This is a genomic window from Pseudomonas parafulva NBRC 16636 = DSM 17004, from assembly GCF_000730645.1.
Lineage (GTDB): Bacteria > Pseudomonadota > Gammaproteobacteria > Pseudomonadales > Pseudomonadaceae > Aquipseudomonas > Aquipseudomonas parafulva.
In genome coordinates this window covers 14,095-27,762 of the sequence record NZ_BBIU01000005.1, presented here as the reverse complement: position 1 = coordinate 27,762, position 13,668 = coordinate 14,095, and the positions used below count along the sequence as shown (strand labels likewise).

13 protein-coding genes are annotated in these 13,668 nt (G+C 62.1%); 11 read left to right on the top strand and 2 right to left on the bottom strand.

Annotation, left to right across the window (positions count from 1 at the left end):
• Positions 1 to 351: 351 nt before the first annotated feature.
• The 7 genes from puuE (at position 352) to PPA02S_RS03195 (ending at position 7,301) form a co-directional block, all read left to right on the top strand.
• The gene (puuE, locus tag PPA02S_RS03225; protein WP_028632143.1) at positions 352 to 1,278 is read left to right on the top strand and encodes an allantoinase PuuE; all 927 of its coding nucleotides are present in this window, start codon (positions 352 to 354) and stop codon (positions 1,276 to 1,278) included.
• Positions 1,278 to 1,793 (top strand): 2-oxo-4-hydroxy-4-carboxy-5-ureidoimidazoline decarboxylase, encoded by a 516-nt coding sequence (gene uraD, locus PPA02S_RS03220; RefSeq protein WP_028632142.1) that lies wholly within the window; start codon positions 1,278 to 1,280, stop codon positions 1,791 to 1,793. The genes puuE and uraD overlap by 1 nt, the downstream gene beginning before the upstream one ends.
• Positions 1,794 to 1,839: 46 nt before the next feature.
• Positions 1,840 to 2,343: an ureidoglycolate lyase gene (locus PPA02S_RS03215; RefSeq protein ID WP_028632141.1), complete on the top strand. Its 504-nt coding sequence runs from the start codon at positions 1,840 to 1,842 to the stop codon at positions 2,341 to 2,343.
• Between the two features lie 60 nt (positions 2,344 to 2,403).
• The gene (locus tag PPA02S_RS03210; RefSeq protein ID WP_028632140.1) at positions 2,404 to 3,717 is read left to right on the top strand and encodes a urate hydroxylase PuuD; all 1,314 of its coding nucleotides are present in this window, start codon (positions 2,404 to 2,406) and stop codon (positions 3,715 to 3,717) included.
• Between the two features lie 235 nt (positions 3,718 to 3,952).
• Entirely contained in the window at positions 3,953 to 5,308 is a 1,356-nt protein-coding gene (locus tag PPA02S_RS03205) for a nucleobase:cation symporter-2 family protein (protein ID WP_028632139.1), read from the top strand.
• 72 nt (positions 5,309 to 5,380) lie between these two features.
• Positions 5,381 to 6,166: an outer membrane protein OmpK gene (locus PPA02S_RS03200; RefSeq protein ID WP_028632138.1), complete on the top strand. Its 786-nt coding sequence runs from the start codon at positions 5,381 to 5,383 to the stop codon at positions 6,164 to 6,166.
• 352 nt (positions 6,167 to 6,518) lie between these two features.
• Positions 6,519 to 7,301 carry an outer membrane protein OmpK gene (locus PPA02S_RS03195; RefSeq protein WP_028632137.1) on the top strand — a complete coding sequence of 261 codons (783 nt, stop codon included), beginning with the start codon at positions 6,519 to 6,521 and terminating at the stop codon, positions 7,299 to 7,301.
• A gap of 40 nt (positions 7,302 to 7,341) precedes the next feature.
• Here PPA02S_RS03195 and PPA02S_RS03190 read toward each other — a convergent pair whose 3' ends face one another.
• A complete protein-coding gene (locus PPA02S_RS03190; RefSeq protein WP_028632136.1) occupies positions 7,342 to 8,256 on the bottom strand; it encodes a DUF808 domain-containing protein in 915 nt (304 codons plus the stop codon).
• Between the two features lie 133 nt (positions 8,257 to 8,389).
• On the opposite strand from PPA02S_RS03190, the gene PPA02S_RS03185 reads away from it, so the two are divergent.
• A complete protein-coding gene (locus PPA02S_RS03185) occupies positions 8,390 to 9,001 on the top strand; it encodes a TetR/AcrR family transcriptional regulator (protein ID WP_028632135.1) in 612 nt (203 codons plus the stop codon).
• 166 nt (positions 9,002 to 9,167) lie between these two features.
• Here the strand turns inward: PPA02S_RS03185 and PPA02S_RS03180 are convergent, their stop codons facing one another.
• Positions 9,168 to 9,608 (bottom strand): GlcG/HbpS family heme-binding protein, encoded by a 441-nt coding sequence (locus PPA02S_RS03180; protein ID WP_028632134.1) that lies wholly within the window; start codon positions 9,606 to 9,608, stop codon positions 9,168 to 9,170.
• A gap of 257 nt (positions 9,609 to 9,865) precedes the next feature.
• Here PPA02S_RS03180 and gcl point away from each other — a divergent pair, with 257 nt between their 5' ends.
• The 3 genes from gcl (at position 9,866) to PPA02S_RS03165 (ending at position 13,569) form a co-directional block, all read left to right on the top strand.
• A complete protein-coding gene (gcl, locus tag PPA02S_RS03175) occupies positions 9,866 to 11,641 on the top strand; it encodes a glyoxylate carboligase (protein ID WP_028632133.1) in 1,776 nt (591 codons plus the stop codon).
• 54 nt (positions 11,642 to 11,695) lie between these two features.
• Positions 11,696 to 12,478 carry a hydroxypyruvate isomerase gene (hyi, locus tag PPA02S_RS03170; RefSeq protein WP_028632132.1) on the top strand — a complete coding sequence of 261 codons (783 nt, stop codon included), beginning with the start codon at positions 11,696 to 11,698 and terminating at the stop codon, positions 12,476 to 12,478.
• Positions 12,479 to 12,675: 197 nt separating this feature from the next.
• The gene (locus PPA02S_RS03165) at positions 12,676 to 13,569 is read left to right on the top strand and encodes a 2-hydroxy-3-oxopropionate reductase (protein ID WP_028632131.1); all 894 of its coding nucleotides are present in this window, start codon (positions 12,676 to 12,678) and stop codon (positions 13,567 to 13,569) included.
• The last annotated feature ends 99 nt before the right edge of the window (positions 13,570 to 13,668 follow it).

Below are 13,668 nucleotides of genomic sequence, written 5' to 3'. Positions count from 1 at the left end.
TGGGCAAAATGTACACAACCGCTGCACCGCAACAGCGCACGCAGTGTGCCTGACGAGTGCCATTAAGACAGTTGAAGCCAGAATTGTACACAATTTTCTACCTCATCCAGGAACCGATTGTCTCAGCTCAGGAAGCAGCTCGGTTGCAGCCGGCTCGCAGGGGCGTGCATTATTAACTGACCATTCAGGCAGGTTTCTTGCAAGTGTTCAGAACGCGACAAATGGGCAGAAATGCGGAAAAACAGGCTTACAAAAGATTTCATAAGTTGTATACAATCAGCCCATCCGGTGGTGCGACACAGCGACGCGGCCCGCCCACCCCCGCACAAACGCACAAGAAGGAAAACTGCAGTGAGCGCTGACTATCCTCGCGACCTGATCGGTTACGGTAACACCCCTCCTCACCCGCACTGGCCAGGCAACGCCCGTATTGCACTGTCTTTCGTGCTCAACTACGAAGAAGGCGGCGAGCGCAACATCCTGCACGGTGACAAGGAGTCCGAAGCCTTCCTGTCGGAAATGGTCGCTGCCCAGCCGCTGCAGGGTGTGCGCAACCAGAGCATGGAGTCGCTTTACGAGTATGGCAGCCGCGCCGGGGTATGGCGCCTGCTCAAGTTGTTCAAGGACAGCGGCGTGCCGCTGACCATCTTCGCCGTGGCCATGGCAGCCCAGCGCCACCCTGACGTGATCCGCGCCATGGCCGAAGCCGGCCACGAGATCTGCAGCCACGGTTACCGCTGGATCGACTACCAGTACATGGACGAGGCCCAGGAACGCGAGCACATGCTCGAAGCCATCCGCATCCTCACCGAAATCACCGGCGAGCGCCCCCTGGGCTGGTACACCGGCCGTACCGGCCCCAATACCCGCCGCCTGGTAATGGAAGAAGGCGGCTTTTTGTACGACAGCGACACCTACGACGATGACCTGCCCTACTGGGAGCCCCGCAACCCAACCGGCAAACCGCACCTGGTGATCCCGTACACCCTGGACACCAACGACATGCGCTTCACCCAGGTGCAGGGGTTCAACTGCGGCGAACAGTTCTACCAGTACCTGAAAGATGCCTTCGACGTGCTGTACGCCGAGGGCGCCGAAGCGCCCAAGATGCTCTCCATCGGCCTGCACTGCCGCCTGGTAGGTCGCCCGGCAAGGCTGGCGGCGCTCAAGCGCTTCGTCGACTACGCCAAGCGCCATGAGCAGGTCTGGTTTGCCCGGCGCGTAGACATCGCACGCCACTGGCACGCCACCCACCCGTACCGCAAAGAGAACGCCTGATGACCGCTTTCAACACCCTGCAACCCTCCACCCTGGGCCGCGAAGCATTCGTCGAGGCATTTGCCGACATCTACGAACATTCGCCTTGGGTCGCTGAAAAGGCGTACGACCTGGGCCAGCCCCATGAGCTGGACCAGGTCGAAGCGCTGCACCAGCGCATGAGCACTATCCTGCTCGATGCACCGCACGCTGACCAACTGGCCTTGATCAACGCCCACCCGGATCTGGCCGGCAAGGCAGCCGTGCAAGGCGAGCTGACGGCATCGAGCACCAACGAACAGGCCGGTGCAGGCATCCACCAGTGCACTGCGGCAGAGTTCGCCCGCTTCACCGAGCTGAACGATGCCTACAAAGCCAAGTTCCAGTTCCCGTTCATCATGGCGGTGCGTGGCAGCAACCGGCACCAGATACTGGCCGCATTCGAGCAGCGTATTCACAACGACCCCGAAGCCGAGTTCCGCGAAGCGCTGACGCAAATCAACCAGATTGCCCTGTTCCGCCTGCAGCAGCTGTAACCCCCGACGATTCTTTAGAACAACGCACAATAGAAGAGATAACCGCATGCGCACCCTGATGATCGAGCCCCTGACCAAAGAAGCCTTCGCCCCCTTCGGTGACGTGATCGAAACCGATGGCAGCGATCACTTCATGATCAACAACGGCTCGACCATGCGCTTTCACAAGCTCGCCACGGTCGAAACCGCCGAGCCTGAAGACAACGCCATCATCAGCATCTTCCGCGCCGAAGCGCTGGACATGCCGCTGACCGTGCGCATGCTGGAACGCCATCCGCTGGGCAGCCAGGCTTTCATCCCGCTGCTCGGCAACCCCTTTCTGATCGTGGTCGCGCCCATTGGCGATGCACCTGTATCAGGTCTGGTCCGTGCCTTCCGCAGTAATGGCAGGCAGGGCGTCAATTACCATCGCGGCGTCTGGCACCACCCGGTGCTGACGATCGAAAAGCGGGATGACTTCCTGGTGGTTGATCGCAGTGGTGCAGGTAACAACTGCGATGAGCATTACTTCAGCGAGGAGCAGATGCTGATCCTCAATCCCCACCAATAAGAAAAGGTCGGTCATGCCCCGTCATCGTCCCGGGGCTGTGGTCGGCAAGAGGTACATACTGTGGAAGCACACCTTCACGAGTGGCTGAACCTGAGCATTCGCTGGGTTCACATGATCACCGGCGTGGCCTGGATCGGTGCATCGTTCTACTTCGTCTGGCTGGAAAACAACCTCAACCGCAGCAACCCGCGCGATGGGTTGTCGGGTGATTTGTGGGCCATACACGGGGGTGGTATCTACCACCTCGAAAAATACAAGCTGGCACCGCCGAAAATGCCCGAGAACCTGCACTGGTTCAAATGGGAAGCCTACTTCACCTGGATGTCCGGCATTGCCCTGCTGTGCGTGGTGTTCTACTGGAACCCAACGCTGTACCTGCTGGCCCCGGGCAGTACCCTGAGCGGCGCCGAGGGCGTGGCCATCGGTATCGGTTCGCTGGTGGCCGGCTGGTTCGTCTACGACTTCCTCTGCGACTCGCCGCTGGGTAAAAAGCCCATGCTGCTGGGTGCGGTGCTGTTCGTGCTGATCATCGCGGCCTGCTGGGGCTTCAGCCTGGTGTTCAGCGGCCGTGGCGCCTACCTGCACACAGGCGCCATCATCGGCACCATCATGGTCGGCAACGTGTTCCGCATCATCATGCCGGCCCAGCGCCAGCTGGTGGCGGCGATCGAGAACAACACCACGCCCGACCCGTTGCTGCCGGCCAAGGGGCTGCTGCGTTCGCGCCATAACAACTACTTCACCTTGCCGGTGCTGTTCATCATGATCAGCAACCACTTCCCCAGCACCTATGGCAGCCAGTACAACTGGCTGATCCTGGCCGGGATCGCCGTGGCCGCGGTGCTCATCCGCCACTATTTCAACACGCGCCACGACAGCAACAAGTATGCCTGGACCCTGCCCGCCGGCGCCCTGGCGATGATCTGCCTGGCCTACGTCACCGGCCCCCGGCCAATGGCCGTGAGCCCTGAGCAAGCTGCCGCGAAGGTGGAGTACCAGCCACTCCCAGCCACGGCAGTGGGCGGCAAGACTGCCGCCGAGCTGCGCGCCGAGCAGGCGGCCAAACCGGCTGAAGCCGCCGCCCCCGCGCAAGCGACTGCCCAGGCAGGTGGCGAGAGTTTCGACAAGATTCACAACGTCATCCAGGAACGCTGCACCGTGTGCCATTCGTCCAAACCGACCAGCCCACTGTTCAGCGCCGCCCCGGCCGGCGTGATGTTCGACACCCCGCAGCAGATCCAGGCCCAGGCTGCGCGCATCCAGGCGCAGGCCGTGGCCAGCCAGATCATGCCGCTGGGCAACATCACCCAGATGACCACCGAAGAGCGCAAGCTGGTGGGTGACTGGATCGCCAAAGGCGCCCCGGTCAACTGACCACACCCCGCCGGCCAACCCGCCCCCAAGGGCATTCCCTTGCCGGGGTGGGCTTGCCGAGCACCTGACTGGCGCATAGAGGCCGCTAGCCAAAGGCCTCGACGCGCCTGTGTTACGCAACAAGCAAGCATCGAGCGCCAGGTTTCATGGCGGTAACCCAGCATTCCGTGCTGGAACGTACCGCCTGATACCTGCTGCTTGGATCCGAGAATAAAAACAAAACTCGAGGTGCTGCATGTCCGAGTCACGCAAGGCCTACATTCCAGTAGCGCCACCCCGACAGCCATTGCCGCTGTTCCAACTCATCCTGGTGGGCCTGCAACATGTGCTGCTGATGTATGGGGGTGCCATCGCGGTGCCGCTGATCATTGGCCAGGCCGCAGGGCTGTCCCGCGAAGAGGTTGCCTTCCTGATCAACGCCGACCTGCTGGTGGCCGGTGTTGCAACCATCGTCCAGTCCTTCGGTATCGGCCCTGTCGGCATTCGCATGCCGGTGATGATGGGCGCCAGCTTTGCCGCCGTCGGCAGCATGGTGGCCATGGCCGGCATGCCCGGTGTGGGCCTGCAAGGCATTTTCGGCGCCACCATCGCCGCCGGGTTCTTCGGCATGCTGGTCGCACCGTTCATGTCCAAGGTGGTGCGGTTCTTCCCGCCCCTGGTCACCGGCACCGTGATCACGTCCATTGGCCTGTCGCTGTTCCCTGTGGCCGTGAACTGGGCAGGTGGGGGCCAGCAGGCCACCACCTTCGGCTCGCCGGTCTACCTGCTGGTGGCCGGCCTGGTGCTGGCGGTCATCCTGCTGATCAACCGCTTCATGCGCGGGTTCTGGGTGAATGTCTCGGTGCTGGTGGGCATGGGCCTCGGCTACCTGCTGGCCGGCGCCATCGGCATGGTCGACCTGTCAGGGCTGGGGGCTGCACCCTGGTTGCAGGTGGTAACGCCCCTGCACTTTGGCATGCCCACCTTCAGCCTGGCGCCCATCCTGTCCATGTGCCTGGTGGTAGTGATCATCTTCGTCGAGTCCACGGGCATGTTCCTGGCGTTGGGCAAGGTCACCGACCGGGAAGTCACCCCGGGGATGCTACGGCGCGGCCTGCTGTGCGATGCCGGCGCCTCGTTCATCGCCGGGTTTTTCAACACCTTCACCCATTCCTCGTTCGCCCAGAACATCGGCCTGGTGCAGATGACCGGCGTACGCTGCCGCTACGTCACCGTGGTTGCCGGTGCCCTGTTGGTGCTGCTCAGCCTGCTGCCCAAGGCGGCGTTCCTGATTGCCTCGATACCACCGGCCGTGCTGGGCGGCGCCTCCATCGCCATGTTCGGCATGGTCACCGCCACAGGGATCAAGATTCTTCAGGAAGCCGACATTGGTGACCGGCGCAACCAGTTGCTGGTGGCGGTCAGCGTGGGTTTCGGGCTCATCCCGGTGGTGCGCCCGGAATTCTTCGCCCAAATGCCCCAGTGGATGGAGCCGATCACCCACAGCGGCATTGCCATGGCCACGGTCAGTGCACTGGTGCTGAACGTGCTGTTCAACATTCTGGGCGGGGCTGACCGGGCGGCGCACAACGCGCCCTGCCACCCCCACTGAAGACCAGGGCGGCGCCATGCCGCCCCTGCCCGCCGCACCAACCAACAAGAACAATAAGGCCGGGAGCCCCCCATGAAACACATCACCTCGTCCCTGTTGCTGGGCGGCAGCCTGCTGGCCAACGCGCCCACCCACGCTGGCGAATGGCTGCAATGGCACGGCGAAAGCCTGACCTACCTGTATGGCAAGGATTTCAAGGTAAACCCTGATATCCAGCAAACCCTCACGTTCGAGCACGCCAACAAATGGAAGTACGGCGACACCTTTCTGTTCGTCGACAAGATCTTCTACAACGGCAAAGCCGACCCGGGCAAAGGCGTAACCACTTACTACGGCGAGTTCAGCCCGCGCCTGTCATTGGGCAAGATCCTAGACCGCAAGCTGGCCTTTGGGCCGATCAAGGACGTGCTGCTGGCCATGACCTACGAGCGCGGCGAAGGTGACAACGAGGCGTACCTGATCGGCCCGGGCTTTGACCTGGACGTGCCGGGTTTCAACTATTTCGTGCTCAATTTCTACGTGCGCAACACCGAGGGCAGCCGGCCGGGCGACAACGTCTGGCAAATCACCCCGGCCTGGTCATACACCGTGCCTGTCGGCAAATCCGACATTCTGATAGACGGCTACATGGACTGGGTCACGGACAACGACCGGAACCGCCGTGGCACCTACCACGCCAACCTGCACTTCAACCCACAGGTGAAATACGACCTGGGCAAGGTCCTGAATTTCGGCGCCCGGCAGTTGTACGTGGGCTTTGAATACAGCTACTGGAAAGACAAATACGGCATCGACAGCCGCGGCAGCCTGAGCACCAACCAGAGCGTGGCCAGCGCCTTGGTCAAGGTGCACTTCTAGGAAGCTGACCAAACGCACAAGTTTGTACCACGTGCGCCAGGAAGGAGCACTTGAGGCCAGGCGCGCAAGCCAGTAACCTGCGCGCCCCCTCGATCGGGGCAGAACGGATTCTGCCTGCGTTAACTGACCGCTCAGTCAATGAATTCGGGCGGTTGGCCGACGTGTTGCCAGCCTGAAAGACCCTTTTCATCCGTTCAGAACGACGTCGAGCAGGACGGTTCGGCCAACCTGGAAAAGTTGGCGCGACCCTTGCCAAACAGCTATGGCCAAACGAAAAAAGCTGACTAAAAAGACAGAAAAAGCGCCATCAACGAGCGCTGACAACTGACCAATCAAGGGAGCGACACACGCGATGCGTATCATCAAGAGCCTGATCCTGGCCGGCGGCCTGCTGGCGTGCGGCACCACCTTCGGTGGCGACCTGCTGCAGTGGCAGAGCAACAGCCTCACCTACCTGTGGGGCAAGAACTTCAAGGTCAACCCGCCGACCCAGCAAACCGTCACCTTCGAGCATGCCGATGGCTGGAAGTACGGCGACAACTTCATCTTCGTCGACAAGATTTTCTACCAAGGGCAGAAAGACAGCGGCAATGGCCCGAACACCTACTACGGCGAGATCACCCCGCGCCTGTCGTTCGGCAAGATCTTCGACCAGAAGTTTGAGTTCGGCCCCATCAAGGATGTGCTGTTGGCCATGACCTACGAGTTTGGCGAAGGTGATACCGAGGCATACCTGATCGGCCCAGGGTTCGACCTGGCGATCCCGGGCTTCGACTACTTCCAGCTGAACTTCTACCAGCGCACCACCGACGGCAGCCGCCCGGGTGACAACGTCTGGCAGATCACGCCTGTGTGGTCGTACACCATCCCGGTGGGCTCGTCGGATGTGCTGATCGATGGCTACATGGACTGGGTGGTGGACAACGACGAAAACCGCCGCGGCACCTACCAGGCCAACCTTCACTTCAACCCACAGATCAAGTATGACCTGGGCAAGGCCCTGAACCTGGGCGAAAAGCAGCTGTACGTGGGTGTGGAGTACGACTACTGGAAGAACAAGTACGGGATCAAGGACAGCGACGGCTTCACCACCGACCAGAACACCATGAGTTTCCTGGTCAAGGTGCTGTTCTAACCTGAGTGCGCGGCCGGCGCAGCAGCACCGGCCAGCCACCTCAGTGGGCGGGGCGCAATGCCTGCCACAGCTTGCTCGCCCCACTCACCACCGCCAGCACCACGGCACCGGCGACCACACCGGCCACGCCGTTGAGCAGCGCGCCCGTCAACGCCCCGCCACGGCCCTCGCTGAACGCCTCGACAGCATGGTGCAAAGGCGCGATGCCGTGTACCAAGATGCCACCACCGACCAGGAACATGGCCGCCGTGCCGACCACCGACAGAGCTTTCATCATGTAGGGCGCGGCCCGCAGGATGCCGTTGCCGATGGCCTGTACCAGGCGCGAAGCCTTGCGGCTCATCCACAGGCCCAGGTCGTCCAGCTTCACGATCCCGCCCACCACCCCGTACACACCGATGGTCATGACCACGGCGATGCCCGACAGCACGATGATCTGCTGGGTCAGTGGCGCATCGGCAACGATGCCCAAGGTGATGGCGATGATCTCAGCAGAGAGAATGAAGTCGGTGCGCACGGCCCCCTTGATCTTGGCCTTCTCGAACGCCACCAGGTCGGTGTTCTGGTCCGCCAGCGCCTCGCTGCGCTTGGCACGCCGGGCCTGTTCTTCGTCCTTGTCGTGGAAGAACGCATGCGCCAGCTTCTCGAAGCCCTCGAAGCACAGGTAGGCGCCCCCCACCATCAGCAACGGTGTGACCGCCCATGGGATGAACGCGCTGATCAACAGCGCCGCCGGCACCAGGATCGCCTTGTTCATCAGCGAGCCCTTGGCCACTGCCCACACCACGGGCAATTCGCGGTCGGCGCTCACGCCGGTCACCTGTTGCGCATTGAGTGCCAGGTCATCCCCCAGCACGCCAGCGGTTTTCTTTGCCGCGACCTTGGTCATCAGCGATACGTCGTCGAGCAGCGTGGCGATGTCGTCGATCAGTACCAGTAAACTGCTTGCTGCCATAATTATGCTGTTTCCAAGTGTGTGAATGAGCCGGAGTCTAGCCCAAGGCCGCTGCCTTGAGCGCCCGTCAGGCACGGTGCTACCATGCCCGATCCCTCTTAGAGGTGGCCAGACACGAGGAAGATCCCTGACCATGAGCACCATTCGCGAGCGCAACAAGGAACTGATCCTGCGCGCGGCCAGCGAGGAATTCGCCGACAAGGGCTTCGCGGCCACCAAGACCAGCGACATCGCGGCCAAGGCCGGGCTGCCCAAGCCCAACGTGTACTACTACTTCAAGTCCAAGGACAACCTGTACCGGGAAGTGCTCGAGAGCATCATCGCGCCGATCATGCAGGCCTCCACGCCGTTCAACGCCGATGGCGACCCCAAGGAAGTGCTCAGCGCGTACATTCGCTCGAAAATTCGCATTTCCCGTGACCTGCCCCATGCGTCCAAGGTGTTTGCCAGCGAGATCATGCACGGCGCACCGCACCTGTCACCCAGCCAGGTAGAACAGCTGAATGCGCAGGCACGGCACAATATCGAGTGCATCCAGCACTGGATCGACCATGGGCAGATCGCCCATGTGGATGCGCATCACCTGATGTTCAGCATCTGGGCAGCGACCCAGACCTATGCCGACTTCGATTGGCAGATTTCGGCCGTGACCGGCAAGGCCAAGCTGGCCGACAGCGACTACGATGCTGCTGCCGAAACCATCATCCGCATGGTGCTCAAAGGCTGCGAGCCTGAGGTAGCCTGAGTACTGCGCTGGCCCTTTCGCGGGTAAACCCACTTCCACAGGGGCATTCAGCCCTAGGGCAGAGGCTGTAGTGGGGCAGACGCTGGCTTGCACAAAACCCGAGCGCTGGCGCCATCATTGTGGGAGCGGGTTCACCCGCGAAAGGGCCAGCCCAGGCCAACCCTGGTCAGGCCACCACCCCCGCATCCGCCCGCAGCCCCACCGCCTCGATGGCACTGATGGCGCACTGCTCGTCAATGTCCGACGTATCGCCACTGATCCCCACCGCGCCCAACACCCTGCCCTCCTGATCACGTATCAGCACACCCCCCGGTGCCGGCACCACCGGTCGCTCGCCCAGCCCATTGAGCGCCGCAAAAAACGCCGGCCGCTGCTGGGCGTCCAGGGCCAGCAAGCGTGAGCCCTTGCCCAGCGCAATGGCGCCCCAAGCCTTGCCCGTGGCCAGCTCAGGCCGCAGCAGGCTGGCACCGTCTTCGCGCTGCAATACCAGCACATGCCCACCGGCATCCAGCACTGCCACGGTCAACGGCGCTGCGTTGACGGTTCGGCCTGCCGCCAGCGCAGCCTCTACCAGGCTGACCGCGACTTTCAGGTTCAAAGCGTTCATGCAAAGGTCCTCTTCTTATTGTGAGACGCCCTGGGGGGCAGTCGAAAACCGAGAATCAAATAGAACACAACCAAGAATATTTTTGTATACAATATTTTTGATCAATCGTAGGCACCGTTGCAAAGCCCTCTGTGCACGGGCGCTTCACGCAAAGCGTTCTCACCCGATGAAAACCCATTGACCTGGCGACTCAGGCATGAATACACTGAATCGCATAGAAAGTTGTATACAATTACAAAATCGATGAGGCACAAATCATGAGCAAAATGAGAGCAATCGATGCAGCCGTTCTGGTCATGCGCCGTGAAGGTGTAGAGACCGCGTTCGGCATCCCCGGGGCTGCCATCAACCCGCTGTATTCGGCCCTGAAGAAAGTCGGTGGCATCGATCATGTCCTCGCTCGCCACGTCGAAGGTGCCTCGCACATGGCCGAGGGCTACACCCGCGCCAACCCCGGCAACATCGGCGTATGCATCGGTACCTCCGGGCCTGCCGGCACCGACATGGTCACCGGCCTGTACAGCGCCAGCGCAGACTCCATCCCGATCCTGTGCATCACTGGCCAGGCCCCCCGCGCCCGCCTGCACAAGGAAGACTTCCAGGCCGTGGACATCACCAGCATCGTCAAGCCGGTGACCAAGTGGGCGACCACCGTGCTGGAGCCGGGCCAGGTGCCCTATGCGTTCCAGAAGGCGTTCTTCGAAATGCGCAGCGGCCGCCCGGGCCCGGTGCTGATCGACCTGCCGTTCGACGTGCAGATGGCCGAAATCGAATTCGATATCGATGCCTACGAACCCTTGCCAGTGCACAAGCCAGCGGCCACCCGCATACAGGCGGAAAAAGCCCTGGCCATGCTCAACGACGCTGAACGCCCGCTGCTGGTGGCTGGCGGCGGCATCATCAATGCTGATGCCAGCGACAAACTGGTGGCCTTCGCCGAGCTGACCGGCGTGCCGGTCATCCCCACCCTGATGGGCTGGGGCACCCTGCCCGACGACCACCCGCAAATGGTCGGCATGGTCGGCCTGCAGACCTCGCACCGCTATGGCAACGCCACGCTGCTGAAGTCCGACCTGGTGTTCGGTATCGGCAACCGCTGGGCCAACCGCCATACCGGTTCTGTGGACGTGTACACCGAAGGCCGCACCTTCATCCACGTCGACATCGAGCCGACCCAGATCGGCCGCGTATTCACGCCCGACCTGGGCATCGTCTCGGACGCAGGCCTGGCCCTGGACAAGCTGCTGGAGGTGGCGCGCGAATGGCAAGCCGCCGGCAAGCTCAAATGCCGCAAGGCCTGGCTTGAAGACTGCCAACAGCGCAAAGCCAGCCTGCAGCGCAAAACCCACTTCGACAACGTGCCGGTGAAGCCGCAGCGCGTTTACCAGGAAATGAACCAGGTATTCGGCAAGGACACCTGCTACGTCAGCACCATCGGCCTGTCGCAGATTGCCGGTGCGCAGTTTCTGCATGTGTACAAGCCGCGGCACTGGATCAATTGCGGCCAGGCCGGCCCGCTGGGCTGGACCATCCCTGCCGCGTTGGGCGTGGTCAAGGCCGACCCTCAGCGCAAGGTGGTGGCGCTGTCAGGCGACTACGACTTCCAGTTCATGATCGAGGAACTGGCCGTGGGCGCGCAGTTCAACCTGCCCTACGTCCACGTGCTGGTGAACAACGCCTACCTGGGGCTGATCCGCCAGGCGCAGCGTGGCTTCGACATGGATTACTGTGTACAACTGGCGTTCGAGAACATCAACGCCAGCGACGCCGCCACCTACGGCGTCGACCACGTCGCGGTGGTCGAAGGCCTGGGCTGCAAGGCACTGCGCGTATTCGAGCCGGGCGACATCGCCCCCGCTCTGCTCAAGGCGCAAAAAATGGCAGAAGAGTTCCGCGTGCCCGTGGTGGTGGAGGTGATTCTCGAGCGCGTGACCAATATTTCCATGGGCACCGAGATCAACGCGGTCAACGAATTCGAAGACCTGGCCCTGGTCGGCAATGACGCGCCCACCGCCATCTCGCTGCTGGACTGACTGTCGCACGCCCCCAGGCCGCTGCCGGGGGCCTTCTACGCAAGGAGACACACCATGCCGCGCTTCGCCGCCAACCTGTCCATGCTGTTCACCGAACAGGATTTTCTGGCCCGCTTCAAAGCCGCCGCCGACGCCGGCTTCAGCGGTGTCGAATACCTTTTTCCGTATGATTTCAGCGCTGCCGACATCAAGCAGCAACTGGACGCCAACGGCCTGACCCAGGTGCTGTTCAACCTGCCCGCCGGCGACTGGTCGCAAGGCGAGCGCGGCATTGCCTGCCATCCTGACCGGGTGGAGGAATTCCGGGCCGGTGTCGACAAGGCCATCGCGTACGCCAAGGTGCTGGGCAACACCCAGGTCAACGCCCTGGCCGGCATTCGCCCGCAAGGCACGGACTGCGCCACCGTGCGCAGCACCTTTGTGGGCAACCTGCGCTATGCCGCCGACACGCTCAAGGCCGCCGGTATTCGCCTGGTCATGGAAATGATCAACACCCGCGACATCCCGGGCTTCTACCTCAACACCACCCAGCAAGCGCTGGACATCCAGGCCGAGGTGGGCAGCGACAACCTGTTCCTGCAGTACGACATCTACCACATGCAGATCATGGAAGGTGACCTGGCGCGCACCGTCGAGGCCAACCTGCCCGTGATCAACCATATCCAGCTGGCCGACAACCCCGGCCGCCACGAGCCGGGCACCGGCGAGATCAACTACCGCTTCCTGTTCGAGCACCTGGACCGCATCGGTTACCAAGGCTGGGTGGGCGCGGAGTACAAGCCCAAAACCACAACCGAAGCCGGCCTGGGCTGGCTGAAAACCCATAACGCGATCTGAGGGCCGGGCATCAGCCTGTGTGAACCACCAGATTCTGTGGAAGACACCAGCCACTGTGGGAGCGGGTTCACCCGCGAACACCGGCGCAGCCGGTGCCATCCACCGCGGCGTCTGCTTCGCGGGTAAACCCGCTCCCACAGAAGGCCTGCACCGCGTGCTCTACCGAGATTCAATAAATACAAAAGAGGCAATTTCTCATGGCTAAAATCGGTTTCATCGGCACCGGCATCATGGGCAAGCCCATGGCCCAGAACCTGCAAAAAGCAGGGCACAGCCTGTTCGTTTCCACCCACCACGACGCCGCCCCGGCCGACCTGCTGGCAGCGGGCGCAGTGGCCCTGGCCAACCCCAAGGAAGTGGCCCAGGAAGCCGAGTTCATCATTGTGATGGTGCCTGACACCCCCCAGGTGGAGAGTGTGCTGTTCGGTGAAAACGGTGTAGCCGAAGGCGTGGGCCCGAACAAGGTGGTCATCGACATGAGCTCGATTTCTCCCACCGCCACCAAGGTATTCGCCGACAAGATCAAAGCCACGGGCGCCGCCTACCTGGACGCCCCGGTATCCGGCGGTGAAGTCGGCGCCAAGGCCGCCACCCTGAGCATCATGGTCGGGGGCTGCCCGAAAGCCTTCGAGCGCGCACTGCCGCTGTTCGAAGCCATGGGCAAGAACATCACCCGTGTCGGTGGCAACGGCGACGGCCAGACCGCCAAGGTGGCCAACCAGATCATCGTTGCCCTGAATATCCAGGCCGTCAGCGAAGCGCTGCTGTTCGCTGCCAAGAACGGTGCCGACCCGGCCAAGGTGCGTGAAGCGCTGATGGGCGGCTTTGCGTCGTCGAAGATCCTCGAGGTGCATGCCGAGCGGATGATCAAGGGCACCTTCGACCCGGGCTTCCGCATCAACCTGCACCAGAAAGACCTGAACCTGGCCCTGCAGGGCGCCAAGGAGCTGGGCATCAACCTGCCCAACACCTCCAATGCCCAGCAGGTGTTCAACACCTGCCAGGCCCTGGGCGGCGGCAACTGGGACCACTCGGCACTGATCAAGGGCCTGGAACACATGGCCAATTTCTCCATTCGCCAAGAACAGTGAGCGGCAAGTAAAGCGAGCTTCAAGCGGCAAGCTTCAAGCGGCAAGTAAAAGCAGATCTGCTTTTGCTTTAGCTTGCAGCTTGCAGCTCGCTTTTTCGGT